Genomic DNA, 16124 nt, shown 5'->3' with positions numbered 1-16124 from the left:
CCCGGAACCCGCTCCCGCTCCTGCCCCGGCGCCGGAGCCACCCCCCGAGCAGAACCCGCCGGGTTGACCCGCGGCATGTGGATCGGCTGGCTCGAGTTCGACGTGCTGCTGGGCGACGTCCGGTCACTCAAACAGAAGCGGTCGGTGGTTCGCCCCGTAGTCGCGGAGTTGCAGCGCAAGTTCAGCGTGTCGGCGGCCGAGGTGGGTTCGCGCGAGCTGTATCGGCGGGCGGGCATCGGCGTCGCCACGGTGTCGGGCGACCGCGGTCACGCCGTCGAGGTCCTGGACGCGGCCGAGCGGTTGGTGGCCGCGCATCCCGAATTCGAGCTGCTGTCGGTGCGGCGCTCGCTGGTGCGCAGCGAGGACCTCGCCTAGTAGATGGTGGCGACCCGCCGCGCCCGGCTACACCGCGCTCGCGATCGCCACTGGCAGATGGTGGCGACCCGCCGCGCCCGGCTACACCGCGCTCGCGATCGCCACTGGCAGATGGTGGCGACCCGCTAGCCGTCGCGGCCTTCGCGCTTGCGACCCAACGGCACCGGCGCGACCACGCCAGGCGCGAGCCGACGCGTGGAGATCAGAAAGGCGGTGTGCCCGCGCATCGAATGCTGCGGCCGGACCGCCAAACCCACGACGTTCCAGCCGCGCTGCAACGTCTCCCACGACCGCGGCTCGGTCCAGCACTGCTGCGTCCGCAAGGCCTCGACCGCGCGCGACAGCTGGGTAACCGTGGCCACGTAGATGATCAGCACGCCGCCGGGAATCAGCAGCCGCGCGACCGACTCGAGCACCTCCCACGGCGCGAGCATGTCGAGCACGGCGCGGTCGAAGGATTTATCCGGCAGCTCGGAGTCGGACACGTCACCGATGATCAGTTGCCAATTGTCGGGCGCCTGGCCGCCGTGGAACACCGACACGTTGCGTTCGGCGTGCTCGGCGTGATCGGCGCGCAGCTCGTAGGAGGTCACCCGGCCTTCGGGCCCGACCGCGCGCAGCAGCGAGCAGGTCAGGGCGCCGGAGCCGGCGCCGGCCTCCAGGACCCGCGCGCCCGGGAAGATGTCGCCCTCGTGCATGATCTGGGCGGCGTCTTTGGGGTAGATCACCTGGGGCCCGCGCGGCATCGACATCACGTAATCGATCAGCAAAGGCCGCATCACCAAGTACACGGCGTTGTTGCTGGACTTGATCACGCTGCCCTGCTCGAGCCCGATCAGCGCGTCATGCGGGATCGCCCCGCGATGGGTATGGAACTCGGCACCCGCGGCGAGCACCACCGTGTAGTGCCGACCCTTGGCATCGGTGAGTTGGACGCGCTCGCCCTCGGTGAACGGGCCGGATACGGACACGCGGTCTAGCGTGCCAGCCGACTCGCCGCCGCAGGTGCTTGGGGGTTGTCGGCGCCCGGTCCTAGGCTGCCGACATGATCACCCAGTCCGACGCGCCTCAGTCGGCGATGCACCCGGCCGCCCAGGTGTATCGCCCGGCCCTGTCGCCGTCGCGGGCCGCGGACTTTAAGCAGTGCCCACTGCTGTACCGGTTCCGGGCCATCGACCGGTTGCCCGAGGCGCCGTCGCCAGCGCAATTGCGCGGCTCGCTGGTCCATGCCGCCCTGCAGCGGCTTTACGGCCTGCCCGCCGAACAGCGCGGACCCGACACGGCCATGTCATTGGTCGAGCCCGCGTGGCACCAGGTCATCGCCGCGGCGCCCGAGCTGACGGCCGACATGGATCCGGCGCAGCGCGCCCAGCTATCGGCCGAGGCCCAGGCATTGCTCGCCGGTTACTACCGGCTCGAAGACCCGACACGCTTCAACCCGGAATGCTGCGAGCAGCGCGTCGAGGTGGAGCTTGCCGACGGCACGCTGCTGCGCGGCTTCATCGACCGGATCGACGTCGCCGCCACCGGCGAACTGCGGGTGGTCGACTACAAGACCGGCAAGGCGCCGCCGGCCGCCCGAGCCCTGGCCGAGTTCAAGGCCATGTTCCAGATGAAGTTCTACGCGGTGGCACTGTTGCGTTCGCGCGGTGTGCTGCCGACCCGGTTGCGGCTGATCTATCTGGCCGACGGCCAGGTGCTGGACTACACGCCGGATCACGATGAGCTGCTGCGCTTCGAGAGGACGCTGATGGCGATCTGGCGGGCGATTCAATCCGCTGGGCAAAACGGCGATTTCCGCCCCACCCAGTCGCGACTGTGCGACTGGTGTCCCCACCAACAACACTGCCCGCTATTCGGCGGCACCCCGCCGCCCTACTCGGGCTGGCCGGAAACCTGTAGTGCGCAGACTGATTCGCATCCCTCCGAGCCGGCCGCCTGACCACTAGCTCAGCGGCGAGAGCTCCTGCAGCATCGTGGGGATGAGCTCGCTGACGGTGGGGTGGATGTGCATTGTGCGCGAGAGCGTCGTGTAGGGCGCCTTGGCCGACATCACGTCCAGGATGGCGTGAATTGCCTCGTCACCGCCGACCCCGAGGATGGCTGCCCCCAGGATCTCCTGGGTGTCGGCGTCCACCACGACTTTCATGAAGCCCTGTGTCTCACCCTTTTCCACGGCCCGGCCGACCCGGCTCATCGGCCGCTTGCCGACCAACGCCTTGCGCCCCGACGAGCGGACCTGATCGACGGTCATGCCGGCGCGCCCCAGCGGCGGATCGATGTAGAGCGCGTAGGTGGTGATGCGGTCGCTCACCCGGCGCGGGTCGTCGTCCAGCAGGTTGGCCGCGACGATCTCGAAATCGTTGTAGGAGGTATGGGTAAATGCGCCCTTGCCGTTGCAGTCCCCCATCGCCCAGATGTGTTCGACGCTGGTCTTGAGCACATCGTCGACCACGATGTAGCCGCGGGCGTCGGTCTGCACCCCGGCCGCTTCCAGGCCCATGTCGTCGGTGTTGGGTCGGCGGCCCACCGCCAGCAGCAGATGACTCCCCTGAACGGGCGCGGCGCCCTGGCGAGGAGTCAGCTCGAACCCGTTGCCGTTCTTGGCTATTCGAACATCGTCGGCCCCCACGATGATATCGATGCCTTCGGCGAACAGGATTTCCTCGATGGTGGCCGAGACGTCCTGGTCCTCGCGCAACGCCAGCCGCGGGCCCCGTTCGACGACGGTCACCCGAGCCCCGAACCTCCGGTACATCTGGGCGAACTCCAGCGCGATGTAACTGCCGCCGATGATGACGAGATGCGTTGGCACCGTGTCGAGTTCGAGGATCGAAACGTTGGTGAGGAAGTCAACGTCGGACAGACCCGGGATGTCGGGCACCACCGCGCGCCCGCCGACGTTGAGGAAGATGCGGTCGGCGTGCAGCTCCTCGTCACCCACTCGGAGCGTATGCGGATCCTGAAAAACCGCATGCCCTCGAAAAACGGTGCAGCCCTTCATGGTTTCGAGCCAATCCTCGACACCCTTGCGGTCGCCCAGCATGATCTCGTCTTTGCGAGCCTTGACCTTCGCCATGTCCACGGTGATCGGCCCGGTCCCCACGCCGTATTCCGCGCCGCGGCGCGCCAGATGGGCGGCGTGCGCGGAGGCCACCAGCGTCTTGGTCGGGATGCACCCGGTGTTGACGCAGGTGCCGCCGAACAGCTTGCGCTCGATCACGGCGACGCGCTGCCCGGCCGCGGTCAGCCGGCCGGCCAACGGCGGGCCGGCCTGCCCGGCCCCGACGATGATCGCATCGAAATGCTCTGTCACTTAACCGCCGTCAGCAGGTATTCGGTCAGCAGGTGGCCCGTCGCCGCGAGGATGGCGAACCCGCCGACGATCGCGACGGCGTCCTCGAGCAGCGCGATGGGCAGGTCCCTGCCGCCCGTCGCGGCCACCAACCGTTTGCGTGCCTGGTAGCCACCGAGGGTCCCGAGCACCGCGCCGATGACACCGGCGCCCAACGCGGTGAACGTCCAGTGCGGCCAAGCGCCCAGCGCCGCGCCCGCCAGCCCACCCGTGGCGATCCGGGCCGCGAAGATCGGCGGCGCGGTGCGGGCGGGCGTCTTGGGCAGCTTGTCGTTGACCAGTTCGCCCACGGCCAGGACGGTGAAGATGATCACCGCAATGATGTTGGCCAGCCAGGCCGCCCACGTGCCGTGCAAGTCGATCCAGCCGATGTAGGCGGCCCAGGCCACGACGGCAGGCGCCGTCAGCGACCGCAGCCCGGCGATGACGCCAATCAGTAAAGCCAACAAGACAAGAAGCGCGTGTGTCACGGAACCCTCCTGGGAGACGAACAGCCGGCCACCGATGCAGGGACGGCCCACACGCCAACCCGGGCAGTCCCCCGAGGCGGACGCTAACACAGCCGCCGGTCTTACACCGGTTACGCAATCAGAACCGGCAAAACCTGATATCGGACGCCAGGATCGCCTTGGCGCCGATGGCGGCCAGCTCGTCCATGATCTCGTTGACGCCCCGACGCGGCACCAGCGCGCGGATGGCAACCCAATCCGGATCGGCCAGCGGTGCGATGGTGGGCGACTCCAGCCCCGGCGTGATCGCGGTGGCCTTGTCCAGCACCGAGCGGGGGCAGTCGTAGTCGAGCATCAGATATTGCTGGCCGAACACCACGCCCTGGATCCGCGCCACCAGCTGATCGCGCGCCGCCTGCGTCCCGGCCTTGCCGCCGCTGTGGTCGCTTTCGATCAACACCGCTTCCGAATCGCACAGCGGATCGCCAAAGGCCACCAGATTGTGCAGGCTCAGCGTGCGCCCCGACCCCACCACGTCGGCGATGGCGTCGGCCACGCCAAGTTGCACCGAGATCTCCACCGCGCCGTCGAGCCTGATGACGGTCGCCTCAATACCGCGCCCGGCCAAGTCTTTTCGGACCAGATTGGGGTAGGCGGTGGCGATCCGTTTGCCGGCCAGGTCGGCGACCTTCCAGTCGCGCCCGGCCGGCCCGGCGTAGCGAAAGCTCGACGAGCCGAAACCCAGCGCCAGACGCTCGCGCACCGGTGCGTCGGAATCGCCCACCAGGTCCCGACCGGTGATGCCGAAATCCAGCTCCCCCGAACCCACATAGATGGCAATGTCTTTGGGCCGCAGGAAGAAGAACTCGACCTGGTTCGCCGGGTCGATGACGGTCAGGTCCTTGGAATCGGTGCGGCGCCGGTAACCGGCCTCGGCGAGGATCTCGCTGGCCGGCTCGCTGAGCGTGCCCTTGTTGGGAACCGCAACCCGCAGCATGGTCACAGCTTCCGATACACGTCGTCGAGCCTCAGGCCGCGCGCCACCATCAACACCTGCGTCCAGTAGAGCAACTGGCTGATCTCTTCGGCCAGCGCGTCGTCGGATTCGTGTTCGGCGGCCAGCCAGACCTCTCCGGCTTCCTCGAGGATCTTCTTGCCCAGGCCGTGCACGCCGCCGTCCAGTGCGGCGACCGTGGCGCTGCCAGCTGGCCGGGTGCGGGCGCGCTCGCCGAGTTCGGCGAACAGATCCTCGAAGGTCTTCACGGCCAGCGATTGTTTCACGCGGCGGCGAGCAAAGTCACGGCGGTTTGGCGCCGGCCGTGTTCTCAAGTGTTTCGTCAGTCGAATCCGGCGAGCGTGAGGCGCAGCGCTTCCTCCAGCTGCACGTGGAACGCTGGGCTGTCGGCGACGTCCGAGCCCAGCCAGCCGTCGAGGACGAATTTCACTGTGGCCAAACTGGTGTGGACCAATAACGCGGGTCGAATGTCGGCCGCCGAATCGACACCCATCCGGTAGGCGACCTGCTCGATCAGCCGGCCGTGATCGGTTTCGCTGACCAAGACGGATTTGCTCAACAGGTGGGGCGCGGTCGCGACCGCCAGGCGCCAGGTATCGAGGTTGTCAACCTCGCTGACATCTCGCGCGTGCGTGACGAACAGCTGGATCAGCGCTTCGACCGGTGACTCGTGGGACGGCCTGGCGCTGTACGAACCCACGATCTCGGCGGCGGCCTCCCGGACCGGATCGACCAGCAGGCCCTCCTTGGTGGGCGCGTACCGGAAATAGGTGCTGATGGAGATTCCGGCGGCCGCGGCGATGTCCTCGGTCGTCACCGCTTCGAAGCCTCGTTCAGCGAAAAGCCGATGGGCGGTCTGCTGAATCTGGGAAAGCAGCTCGGCACGGCGTCGGTCACGCAACGATATGTTTGCTGAGGGCATGCCATCACCTTCGTCAATCCGACATTAGAACCCCACGGCGCCGTTCACCGATGAACTCGGATGAGTGACTCTACACTATTGAAAGTCCCTATCAAGTAGGCTAGTGTGAGGCAGCACACACCGATGAGCTGCGGAGACCTGGGGCTTGTTGACGCTATTTTAATAAAGATAAGGGTCAACGTCGCCCCGCGCGCTCCGCTCGGCACTCCAGACTCAGGGGCGGGAAGAGGGCCGATGAAAGCGGTAGCTGGTACGCGATGACCTGCGCCGTGGGTTTGCTATGCGGTCCGCAGGTCACGCCGTTATGACGACGACGCAGCTCGATGGCGTCACCGCTATTCGGAACTGGTCGCTCGGGTACGTCCAACGTCATCCGGTCGCCTCGCTGACGACGGTGGGTGAACAATTCGTGCTGGGTGTGCGAACCGCGCAGTACTTCTTTTACGACCTGGCAACCGGGCGATTCCAGTGGCAGGAGTTCGTCCGGCAGGGCGCGTTCATGGCCGGCACCGCCGTGTTGCCAACGATCCTGGTGTCCCTGCCGATCAGCGTCACCCTGTCCATCCAGTTCGCGTTGCTGGCCGGCCAGGTGGGTGCCACGTCGCTGGCCGGGGCGGCCAGCGGGCTGGCGGTCATTCGGCAGGGGGCGTCGTTGGTGGCCGCGGTGCTCATGGCCTCGGCGGTCGGGTCGGCCATCACCGCGGACCTGGGTTCCCGCACGATGCGCGAAGAGACCGACGCGATGGAGGTGATGGGCGTATCGGTGATCCGCCGCCTGGTCGTGCCCCGCTTCGCCGCGGCGGTGATGATCGGCGTTGCCCTCACCGGCGTCGTGTGCTTCGCCGGATTTTTCGCCAGCTACATGTTCAACGTGTACTTCCAAAACGGGGCGCCGGGCAGCTTCGTGTCGACGTTCGCGTCGTTCGCGACGACCGGTGACATGATCCTCGCTCTGATCAAGGCCATCGTGTTCGGCGCCATCGTGGCCATCGTGTCGAGCCAGAAAGGCCTGTCCACCAAGGGCGGGCCCACCGGTGTCGCGAATTCCGTGAATGCCGCTGTGGTCGAAGCGATTTTGCTGCTGATGATCGTCAACGTTGCGATCAGCCAGCTCTACATCATGTTGTCGCCGCGGACGGGGCTATAGACATGACGGCCTCCGCTTATCAACCGTTCGCACCGATCTCGGTGCCCCTCGTTCGGCTCTACCGCCGCGGCAGAGTGCCCATCATCCGGCTCGGCCACCTCCTGGTCTTCTTCATCCGGGCCGCGGTCGCCGTGCCGCTCGCGCTGCGCCAGTACAGCGCCGAATTCCTCCGGTTGCTGTCGAATATCACCTGGGGCAACGGCTCGATCGTGGTGGGCGGCGGCACGGCCGGGGTGGCCGTGGTGCTCGGCATGACGGTCGGCGCGCTGGTCGGCATCGAGGGTTACAACTTTCTCGATCTGCTCGGGCTGGGCCCCGCCACCGGATTCGTCTCTTCGTTGGTAAACACCCGCGAGCTGGCTCCCCTGATGGCGTCGCTCGCCTTCGCCATGCAGGGCGGCTGCCGCTTCACCGCCCAGCTGGGATCCATGCGCATCGCCGAAGAGATCGACGCGATGGAATCGATCGCCATCCGCCCGATTCCCTACCTGGTGACCACCCGGCTGATCGCGTCGGTGGTGGCGATCGTCCCGCTGTACGCCGCGTGCCTGGCGATCGGATACCTGAGCACCCAGATCGTGGTGGGACTGGGCAGCGGCGGCTCGACCGGCTCCTACCTGCACTACTTCACGCTGATGCTGGCCGGCCAGGACATCGTCTACTCCTTGTTCAAGGCGGTCATCTTCGTCTGGATCGCGTCCACGGTCCAGTGCTATTACGGCTATTACGCGAGCGGCGGGCCCGAGGGCGTCGGGGTCGCCGCGGGACACGGCATGCGGGCCAGCATCACCGTCGTGATCATCGTGAACATGCTGCTCACCATGGCGCTGTGGGGCGTGGACTCGGGTGCCAGGTTTGGCGGGTAGGTCGGTGGAACGTGCCCAATTCCTTTGAGCTGGACGGCCGCGGCCCGTCCGATCGGCAGCTGTTCGGCATCGGCATCGCGGTTGTGGTCGTCAGCGCCCTGATCACCACCGCGATGTTGGTGAAATCCACCGGCAGGCTCAACGATTACGTGCGGGTGGTCGCCGACCTGATCAATGTCGGCGATGGCCTTCCGCAGAAGTCCGACGTCAAATATCACGGTGTCCTGGTTGGGATGGTCAACGACGTTGTCCCGGCGGCGCACGGTAAGCCCAACTACGTCCACATCGACCTCAAAGAGGATTACGCCAAGTCGATTCCGGCCAACGTGACCGCGCGCGTGGTGCCCAGCAACGTCTTCGCCGTCTCGTCGGTCCAATTGGTCGGCAACGGCCCCGGTCAGACAATCCGCGACGGCGCGCACATCCCGGAGGACAAGCGGTTGCCGACGGTTCTTTTCCAGACGACCGTCAGCAAGCTGCGTGACCTGCTTGCCGCCGCGGGGCGTGGCCGTGACGACAGGTCGGTGGGGATCCTGGCCGCCCTGGGCGCGGCGACCGACCACCGCCGCGTCGGCCTGCTGAACGCCGGTGCCCAGTTGAATCGCCTTCTCGATCAACTCAATTCGATTGTCACCAGCGAAGCCGGTCCCTCGACCGTTTCGGCGCTGCTGGATGCGACGACGGGGCTGGCCCAGACCGCGCCCGATCTGCTCGATGCATTGCATCAGGCCGTCGAGCCGATGCGAACCTTTGCCGAGACACGCGGGCAGTTGGCCTCGCTGATTTCCGGCGCCGACTACACGGCCGGCACGACCCGCCAATCGTTCGACAACCACATCGACCAACTCATCAGGATTACAGGCGATTTCACGCCGGTGCTGGGCATCCTGGCCCAGAAGTCGAACAACTTCGTGCCCGCCGTCACCAAATTGGACAACTTGGCCAACCAGTTCATGGAACAGGTCTGGAATCCGCGGACGAACCTGGGCAACATGCGCGCGATGCTGACGTTCACGCCGAGTTCCACCTACACCCGTGCCGACTGTCCGCACTACGGCGAGCTCAAAGGACCCAGTTGCTTTACCGCACCGCTGATTCCGGTGCGCCCCGATCTGCCCGACGTGTTGCTGCCGCAGAACTATCACCCGCCCAAGGACCTGGCCCCCCCGCGGGGCACGGTGATCGGCCCGGACGGAAACCTGGTCGCCGTGGGTCCGCCCCTGGTGAACGGACCACCGAATCTGGTCGACCCCAATCCGCCTCTGGCTCCGGGCATTACGCCGTCGCCGCCGGTGCCGGGCAGCGCGAATCCCGACAACCCCTCGCCCGGTGCGCCCGCGACGCCGCAACAACACGAACCGTGGGTCGCGCCGGTGGCTCCCCCCAAGGCGCCGTGGATCCCGCCGGCCTCGTACCGGGCCTCTTTCGGGGGCAACGTGGGACCCGTTGGGAGTCAATACGAACGGAACATGCTCGGCGTGATCACCGGCGCCCCCGCGACCGAAGCCACCGAACTTCTGCTGGGACCCGTCGCCCGCGGCACCACGGTCTCACTAGTTCGTCCACCCGGGGAGGCCAAATGAGGTTCCGCGGCCCGCTCATCGCGCTGACCCTGTTCATGGTCGTCTCGGTGACGCTGACCTGGCTGGTGTATGTGAGTCTGCGGCGTGACGTGGCCGGCGACATCGCCAGGTACTCGGCGGTGTTCACCGACGTGTACGGACTGCGCGAGGGCGACGACGTCCGCATGGCCGGGGTGCGCGTGGGCCGGGTCGAAAAGGTGGAGCTCGATGGGACTTTGGCGAAGGTCTCGTTCGTGGTGCAGACCGAACAGCGGTTATTCGGAAACACCCTGGCGTCGGTGACCTACCAGAACATCGTCGGGCAGCGTTACCTCGGACTTTCGCTGGGCAAGGAGGGCAGTCGACAGCTGCTTGCGCCGGGCAGCACCATCCCGCTACAACGCACCGAGCCGTCTTTCGACGTCACCACGCTACTCAACGGCTACGAGCCCCTGTTCAGCCTGCTGAACCCACATGACGCCGACAATCTCACCAAGGGCATCATCGCATCGCTGCAGGGCGACACGTCGTCGCTCACCACGCTGGTGGGCCAAACCTCGACGCTGACACAGACTTTCGCGGGCCGCGACCAGGCCCTGGGCAGCGTGATCACCAACCTCAACAAGGTGGTCGGCAACCTCGCCCAACAGAACGACAATCTCGACGGGGTGATCACGCAGGCCCGCGGCGTCGTCGCCGACCTCGACCGGCGGCGACCGGACCTGGTCGCCTCGGTCGGTTCGCTGGCCCGGGTGACCGATCGGCTTTCGGCCTCGGCGACGGGCGTGTACCCGGCGCTGCGCGAATTCATCGATCGCCGCCCCGGGGTCACCAAGCACATCATGGACGTCGAACCGCAGGTGGCGTTCTTCGGCGACAACATTCCGTTGCTGCTGAAGGGCCTTGCTCGCGTGGGTAATCAGGGCGCGTACGGCAATGCCTACGTGTGCGACGTGAATTTCATGGGTTTCTTCCCCGGGCTCAACGATGTCGTGCCCATCATCATCAATGCCGCCACGCCCGGGAACAGGGCCTGGCACACCCCGCGCTGTAGGAGCACGGCCGATGGCTGAGGCATCGATACGCCGACGGCTGTCCGCATTGAAGAAGCGTCCGCTGGAAAGCTATAACAAGACGTGGCTCGGGTTTATCGCCGTCGGCGTGGTCGCGGTGGTGATTGCAATCATGCTGGCGGTGCACGCGATCGGCGCCGGCTACCGGCATTACACCGCTGAGTTTTTGCAAGCGGCCTCGCTGCGGGCCGGCAACCCGGTCGTGGTCGCGGGCATACCGGTGGGCACCGTCACGAGCATGAAACTCGTCGGCGACCATGTCGAGGCGGGTTTGAGGGTCCGCGACGACATCAAGCTGGGCAAGGATTCTCGCGCGCAGATCCGGGTCACCACCATCTTGGGCTCGCGCTATCTCGCGCTGGAACCCAGGGGGTCCGCCCACCTGCCCGGCGACGCCTTCGACCTGGCGCACACCGAGGTGCCCTACGACCTGCAGGCCGCGTTGCAAGACGCCACCACCACCTTCGAGCAGGTCGACTCCGACAGGTTCGCACAGTCGCTGGCGGTGCTCGGCAAACAGCTCGAGGGCCTGCCCGCCGTTGTGCCGCAGGCGATCACGAACATCAACACATTGTCGTCGATCATCGCGGTGCGACGTGACCAGTTGGGACAGCTGCTGCGCAGCACCGAACAAGTCACCAACACGCTGCGGAGCCAGCAGGCCGGTATCGGCGCCTTGGTCGACCAGGGCCAGGACCTGCTGGGCCAATTCGTCGCGCGGCGTGCCGTTTTCCACGCGATGATGCGATCCCTGACGAGTCTGGTCGATACTTTGAGCCAGGTCGTGGTCAACGACCGCTCGGGCCTGGACGCGTTGATCAAGGACATGCGCGACTTCACCAACTTGATGTCGGCGCACGACGACCTGCTGCACAGCATGCTGCAAACCAGCCCGATCTTCTTCCGCGAGGCGGCCAACCTGACCGGTGACGGCAACGCGATCAACTTCAACGCCCCCAACGTCCCGTTGATCGACTCGTGGATGTGCGCAATCAGCGGGCGCGCCAAGCAGTTCGGCATGATCCAGTACTTCAAGGATTGCAAGTGAAAGGGTTCGCAGCCAGGGCGCTGGCCCTCACCGCCGCGGTCGCGGTCATCGCCGCGGTCCTCGGTGCCGGCTGGTGGTACTTGAGTTCCGACGACGACCCGATCACCGTGACGGCGCAATTCGACAGCGCCTCGGGCCTTTACGAGGGCAATGAGGTGGCGGTGCTGGGCATGCCGGTGGGAAAGATCACCAAGATCAACGCCAAGGGCGGCTACGTCGAGGTGCAGTTCACCGTCGACCGCCGCGTCAAGGTGCCCGCGACCGCCCAGGCCGTCACGGTGTCCACGTCCATCCTCACCGACCGGCAGATCGAGCTGACGCCGCCTTACCACGGTGGACCGACCCTGCAGAACCACGACACCATCGGCCTGCCCAGGACCAAAACGCCGGTCGAATTCAGCAGCGTGCTCAACGTTTTGGACAAGGTGACCAAGTCGCTCGAGGGCGACGGCCGCGGCGGCGGCCCGATCGCCGACGTGCTGGGCGGCGGCACCGAGGTGGTCAAGGGCAACGGCGAAAAGATCAAGGCGGCGCTGGGTGAGCTGTCCAAGGCGCTGCGGCTGTCCAGCGACGGCGGCGCGGCGACCCGCGAGCAGATCACCACGATCGTCAAAAACATCAGCACGCTGTTCGACGCCGTGGCCGCCAATGACACGAAACTGCGCGAATTCGCCTCCACCATCCACCAAGTCAGCCAAATCATGGCCGACGAGGACCTCGGCGGCGGCAGCACCGGACACAAACTGGACCAGCTGATCCAGCGGGCCGGTGACCTGCTCGACGCCAACCGCGACAACATCAAACAGGCCGTGCTCCACGGCAACGACACGCTGAAGACGGTGACCGACCAGCGCCGCGACCTGGCCGAGCTGCTGGATCTGGCCCCGCTGGTGGCCGACAACGCCTACAACATGATCGACCGTGCGAACGGCAGCGTGCGGGCCCGCTTCCTGACGGATCGATTGGTCTTCGACAGCCAGTACACCAAAGAGATCTGCAACCTGATGGGGCTTCGGCAGCTGGGCTGCAGCACCGGGACCATCCAGGACTTCGGTCCCGACTTCGGGTTGACCTATGTGCTCGACGGCATGGCCGCCATGGGGCAGAAATGATCGGCGCGGGCGTGCGGGGCGTGCTCACGGCCGTTGCCGCGGCGATGGTCACCGCGGGATGCGCCACGAACGGCCTTGCCAGCCTGCCGCTTCCGGCCCCGGGCCTGGGCTCGGGCGGCTATTCGCTGAACGCGGTGTTCTCCAACGCGCTGAACCTGCCGATGAACGCCAAGGTCAAGCTCGCCGGCGCGGACGTCGGGCAGCTCGAATCGATGGTCGCCCGCAATTACACGGCGGTCACCCGGCTGCGGATCCGGGACGGCGTGCAACTGCCGCGGGGCAGCACCGCCGAATTGCGCACCGCGACACCGCTGGGCGACGTGTTCGTGGCCCTGAAGCCGCCGGCCGACGATCCCGCGGATACGCCGCTGCTGCGCGACGGCGACACCATCGGCCTGGACTCGACCGCCGCCGCCGCGACCGTCGAGTCGGTGCTGAGCTCGGCGGCGGTCCTGGTGAACGGCGGGGCGGTGCGCAATTTCACCAACATCATCAACGGGTTCGGCAAGGCGACCGGCGATCAGGGCCAGGCGTTCGGAGACATGGTCCGCAAGTCCAACGAGCTGCTCGCGACGTTAAACGGCCGATCCGATCAGATCTCGCGCGCCTTGACCGAATTGTCGTGCCTGACTGAGCAACTCGACGCCAAGAACCAAACGATCAGCGACCTGATGTCGGCGGCCAGGCCCGCCACGTCGGCCCTGTCCGACAACACCAGTGCGCTGTCCAACCTGGCCGTGCAGGTGGGAGATACCTCCCGGTTGCTGGCCAGGTTCCCGTCGATCGGCGGGACCGACACCAGCGGCCGCAGCATGATCCGCGACCTGAACACGATCGCCGGGGCCGCCAACGACGTTGCGATGAGCCCCGATACCAGCTGGCTTTCGATCAACCGGTTGATTCCTGCGTTGGTTAAATCGACTGCCGGGAACTCGATTTCGGTGAACGTAGGCGTGGACAAGATCATGCTCGGGTCGCTGCCCGACATCGGATTCCCCGGTGACATCGGGCTGCACGGGCCACACCACTACAACGTGAACCTGCTCGTCGGCACCCTCAAATACACCCTGTGGCGGCTGCAGGAACGCGTGGTCGGCCGGGGGCCCAATTCGCCCCAGGTTCCGGTGATTCCGGACCCCAACATTCCGGGGCAGATCGACGTCGCGCCCGGGGCCCCGCCGGCACCGGCCCCACCGCCGCCGGGGCCGCAACCGTGATCCGCGCCTTCGCCGACCTCGCCAATGTCGTTGTGCGCGCGGTCCGCACCGCTCACCGGCAGCAGGTCTGGCTGTCGGTGGCCGGCCTGGTGCTCATCCTGGTCGTGGCGACCGCCTACCTGCTCGTCGGCGCGTTGCGGGTGAAACCCTTCGCCTCGTCCTACCGGGTCACCGTGCGACTGGCGGAATCCGGCGGGCTGCTCCCCAATCAGGACGTCGCGTTGCGCGGCGTCCGCATCGGCCGCATCGAGTCGTTGCAGATCACCGACAACGGCGTGAACGCCGTCGCCAGCATCACGTCAAAGGTGCGCATCCCGGCGAACAGCGTCGTGCACGTGTCCGCGCTCTCGCCGGCCGGCGAGCAGTACCTCAACTTCGAGGCGGCCTCCGACGCCGGGCCATATCTGCACGACGGCAGCCTCATCGCGCTCGACCACACGACCGCCCCGGTCAGCCTGGCCCGGTTGCTCGGTGACGCCGATGGGCTGCTGGCCCAGGTCGATCCGCACAAGATCGAGTTGATCAAGAAGGAGTTGAGCCTGAGCAAGGATGGCCCGGCCAAGCTGACCGCCATCGTCGACGGCGGCACGTTCCTGCTGTCGACGCTCGATTCGGTGCTGCCCCAGACCACCAGCATCATCAAGACCAGCCGGGTCGTGCTCACCCTGGCGAGCGACAAGAACGCCGGATTGAACTCCGCCGCAACCGAACTCAACAAGACGCTGACCGGTGTGGCAAGAATGCAAGCCGGTTACCGCCGATTGACCCAGCAGACGCCGCGCACGCTGTCGGCCATCGACAACTTGTTCGCCGACAACTCCGACACCATGGTGCAGTTACTGGGCAGCATGGCGACCATGTCGCAGCTGTTCTATCTGCGGGTTCCGGCGCTCAACGCGCTGTTCCCCGACTACCGCGGGTCGGTATTGGATGCGGTGACGAGCGCCTTTCACGACGGCGGTGTCTGGGCGACCGCCGACCTGTACCCGCGCTACGTATGCGACTACGGGACACCGGCGCACGCCTCCTCCGCCGCCGATTACTACGAGCCCTTCATGCACACTTACTGCCGCGACGACGACCCGGCGGTCTCGATCCGTGGGGCCAAAAACGCGCCGCGGCCGGGCGGCGACGACACCGCCGGCCCGCCACCGGGCGCGAACCTCGGCCAGCGGACCGATCCGACCCCGCGCGGCCGCTACACCATTCCCACCCCCTACGGCGGTCCGCAGCTGCCGATCGAACCGCCGCACTGAGTCCTAGCCCGTCGACCTTTAGGAGATGATCGTGGTCGTGACTACCAAGAAGAACCCGAAAGCCGACACCGAAGCGGATACGGAAGCCGACGTGCAGTCGGGCGCCGAAACACCGGAAGTCGCAAGCGAAGACACCGACGAGGCCACCACCGACGACGGTGACGAGCACGCCGACGACGGCGAGGACGAGCACGAAGGTGGCGCACTGCTCAACCGCAAGCGTCCCGACACCGACAGCGCCAAGCGGCCCTGGCGGCGCTATCTGCGCCGCAGCGCGCTGCCGGCGTTACTCGTTGCCGCGCTTGGCCTTTCGGGATTCCTCGGGTGGCGGCAGTGGCAGGACCATCGGCTCAACGCGGCGGGCGAACAGGCCCAGCAGGCGGCCGTCGCCTATGCGCAGGTGCTGACGAGCATCGATTCGAACAAGGTCGACGACAATTTCAAGCAGGTGCTCGACGGGGCGACCGGCGAATTCAAGGACATGTATACCCAATCCAGCGTCAAGCTTCGGCAGCTGCTCATCGACAACAAGGCGACCGCGCACGGGGTGGTGGTGGACTCGGCCATCCAGTCCGAGTCGACCGACAAGGTGGTCGTGCTGCTGTTCATCGACCAGACCGTCACAAACACCGCCGCACCCGACCCGCGCATCGACCGCAGCAGGATCAAGATGACCATGGAGAAGGTCGACGGTCGCTGGCGGGCAAGCAAAGTCCAACTCCTCTGA

17 protein-coding genes are annotated in these 16124 nt (G+C 66.5%); 11 read left to right on the top strand and 6 right to left on the bottom strand.

Features of this window, described 5'->3' with window-relative positions; all coding sequences use genetic code 11:
- Window positions 1-75 precede the first annotated feature (75 nt).
- Window positions 76-375, top strand: coding sequence for a DUF503 domain-containing protein (locus tag BST14_RS16020; RefSeq protein WP_083065329.1), 300 nt, complete (start codon window positions 76-78; stop codon window positions 373-375).
- A gap of 125 nt (window positions 376-500) precedes the next feature.
- Here the strand turns inward: BST14_RS16020 and trmI are convergent, their stop codons facing one another.
- Window positions 501-1346 (bottom strand): tRNA (adenine(58)-N(1))-methyltransferase TrmI, encoded by an 846-nt coding sequence (gene trmI, locus BST14_RS16015; protein WP_083065328.1) that lies wholly within the window; start codon window positions 1344-1346, stop codon window positions 501-503.
- A gap of 74 nt (window positions 1347-1420) precedes the next feature.
- Here trmI and BST14_RS16010 point away from each other — a divergent pair, with 74 nt between their 5' ends.
- The gene (locus BST14_RS16010) at window positions 1421-2317 is read left to right on the top strand and encodes a RecB family exonuclease (RefSeq protein ID WP_083065327.1); all 897 of its coding nucleotides are present in this window, start codon (window positions 1421-1423) and stop codon (window positions 2315-2317) included.
- Between the two features lie 3 nt (window positions 2318-2320).
- Here BST14_RS16010 and BST14_RS16005 read toward each other — a convergent pair whose 3' ends face one another.
- The 5 genes from BST14_RS16005 to BST14_RS15985 form a co-directional block, all read right to left on the bottom strand.
- On the bottom strand, window positions 2321-3691 hold the full coding sequence (locus tag BST14_RS16005; protein ID WP_083065326.1) for an FAD-containing oxidoreductase: 1371 nt from the start codon (window positions 3689-3691) through the stop codon (window positions 2321-2323).
- Window positions 3688-4200, bottom strand: coding sequence for a DUF4126 domain-containing protein (locus BST14_RS16000; protein WP_083065333.1), 513 nt, complete (start codon window positions 4198-4200; stop codon window positions 3688-3690). The genes BST14_RS16005 and BST14_RS16000 overlap by 4 nt, the downstream gene beginning before the upstream one ends.
- Window positions 4201-4318: 118 nt before the next feature.
- Window positions 4319-5176 (bottom strand): ATP phosphoribosyltransferase, encoded by an 858-nt coding sequence (gene hisG, locus BST14_RS15995; RefSeq protein ID WP_083065325.1) that lies wholly within the window; start codon window positions 5174-5176, stop codon window positions 4319-4321.
- Window positions 5177-5178: 2 nt separating this feature from the next.
- Window positions 5179-5460: a phosphoribosyl-ATP diphosphatase gene (locus BST14_RS15990; RefSeq protein ID WP_083065324.1), complete on the bottom strand. Its 282-nt coding sequence runs from the start codon at window positions 5458-5460 to the stop codon at window positions 5179-5181.
- A 56-nt stretch (window positions 5461-5516) separates the two neighbouring features.
- Window positions 5517-6116: a TetR family transcriptional regulator gene (locus tag BST14_RS15985; protein WP_083065323.1), complete on the bottom strand. Its 600-nt coding sequence runs from the start codon at window positions 6114-6116 to the stop codon at window positions 5517-5519.
- Between the two features lie 304 nt (window positions 6117-6420).
- On the opposite strand from BST14_RS15985, the gene BST14_RS15980 reads away from it, so the two are divergent.
- Genes BST14_RS15980 through BST14_RS15940 form a run of 9 tightly spaced genes read left to right on the top strand, consistent with a single transcriptional unit; the run spans window position 6421 to window position 16124 of the window.
- Entirely contained in the window at window positions 6421-7263 is an 843-nt protein-coding gene (locus tag BST14_RS15980; RefSeq protein ID WP_083065322.1) for an MlaE family ABC transporter permease, read from the top strand.
- A 2-nt stretch (window positions 7264-7265) separates the two neighbouring features.
- Window positions 7266-8129, top strand: coding sequence for an ABC transporter permease (locus BST14_RS15975; protein ID WP_083065321.1), 864 nt, complete (start codon window positions 7266-7268; stop codon window positions 8127-8129).
- An 11-nt stretch (window positions 8130-8140) separates the two neighbouring features.
- Window positions 8141-9712 (top strand): MlaD family protein, encoded by a 1572-nt coding sequence (locus tag BST14_RS15970; RefSeq protein ID WP_083065320.1) that lies wholly within the window; start codon window positions 8141-8143, stop codon window positions 9710-9712.
- Window positions 9709-10764 carry an MlaD family protein gene (locus tag BST14_RS15965; RefSeq protein ID WP_083065319.1) on the top strand — a complete coding sequence of 352 codons (1056 nt, stop codon included), beginning with the start codon at window positions 9709-9711 and terminating at the stop codon, window positions 10762-10764. Before BST14_RS15970 ends, BST14_RS15965 begins: the two co-directional genes overlap by 4 nt.
- Window positions 10757-11812, top strand: a complete 1056-nt coding sequence (locus BST14_RS15960) for an MCE family protein (protein ID WP_083065318.1) — start codon at window positions 10757-10759, stop codon at window positions 11810-11812. Before BST14_RS15965 ends, BST14_RS15960 begins: the two co-directional genes overlap by 8 nt.
- Window positions 11803-12924 (top strand): MCE family protein, encoded by a 1122-nt coding sequence (locus BST14_RS15955; protein ID WP_438502170.1) that lies wholly within the window; start codon window positions 11803-11805, stop codon window positions 12922-12924. Before BST14_RS15960 ends, BST14_RS15955 begins: the two co-directional genes overlap by 10 nt.
- Window positions 12921-14141 (top strand): MlaD family protein, encoded by a 1221-nt coding sequence (locus BST14_RS15950; protein WP_083065316.1) that lies wholly within the window; start codon window positions 12921-12923, stop codon window positions 14139-14141. Before BST14_RS15955 ends, BST14_RS15950 begins: the two co-directional genes overlap by 4 nt.
- Window positions 14138-15397 carry an MlaD family protein gene (locus BST14_RS15945; protein WP_083065315.1) on the top strand — a complete coding sequence of 420 codons (1260 nt, stop codon included), beginning with the start codon at window positions 14138-14140 and terminating at the stop codon, window positions 15395-15397. Before BST14_RS15950 ends, BST14_RS15945 begins: the two co-directional genes overlap by 4 nt.
- A 25-nt stretch (window positions 15398-15422) precedes the next feature.
- Window positions 15423-16124, top strand: coding sequence for an Rv1363c family protein (locus BST14_RS15940; RefSeq protein ID WP_083065314.1), 702 nt, complete (start codon window positions 15423-15425; stop codon window positions 16122-16124).

Origin of the sequence: Mycobacterium arosiense ATCC BAA-1401 = DSM 45069, assembly GCF_002086125.1 — a bacterium.
Taxonomy (GTDB): domain Bacteria; phylum Actinomycetota; class Actinomycetes; order Mycobacteriales; family Mycobacteriaceae; genus Mycobacterium; species Mycobacterium arosiense.
The sequence above is the reverse complement of the archived record's forward strand: the minus strand, read 5'-3'. Positions and strand labels throughout refer to the sequence as shown.

What these genes read in the sequence shown, in the direction of transcription:
- BST14_RS16020 (WP_083065329.1), top strand. Translation starts at nt 76, where the DNA reads ATGTGGATCGGCTGGCTCGAGTTCGACGTGCTGCTGGGCGACGTCCGG.
- BST14_RS16010 (WP_083065327.1), top strand. Translation starts at nt 1,421, where the DNA reads ATGATCACCCAGTCCGACGCGCCTCAGTCGGCGATGCACCCGGCCGCC.
- hisG (WP_083065325.1), bottom strand. Translation starts at nt 5,176, where the DNA reads ATGCTGCGGGTTGCGGTTCCCAACAAGGGCACGCTCAGCGAGCCGGCC.
- BST14_RS15985 (WP_083065323.1), bottom strand. Translation starts at nt 6,116, where the DNA reads ATGCCCTCAGCAAACATATCGTTGCGTGACCGACGCCGTGCCGAGCTG.
- BST14_RS15980 (WP_083065322.1), top strand. Translation starts at nt 6,421, where the DNA reads ATGACGACGACGCAGCTCGATGGCGTCACCGCTATTCGGAACTGGTCG.
- BST14_RS15975 (WP_083065321.1), top strand. Translation starts at nt 7,266, where the DNA reads ATGACGGCCTCCGCTTATCAACCGTTCGCACCGATCTCGGTGCCCCTC.
- BST14_RS15965 (WP_083065319.1), top strand. Translation starts at nt 9,709, where the DNA reads ATGAGGTTCCGCGGCCCGCTCATCGCGCTGACCCTGTTCATGGTCGTC.
- BST14_RS15960 (WP_083065318.1), top strand. Translation starts at nt 10,757, where the DNA reads ATGGCTGAGGCATCGATACGCCGACGGCTGTCCGCATTGAAGAAGCGT.
- BST14_RS15950 (WP_083065316.1), top strand. Translation starts at nt 12,921, where the DNA reads ATGATCGGCGCGGGCGTGCGGGGCGTGCTCACGGCCGTTGCCGCGGCG.
- BST14_RS15940 (WP_083065314.1), top strand. Translation starts at nt 15,423, where the DNA reads ATGATCGTGGTCGTGACTACCAAGAAGAACCCGAAAGCCGACACCGAA.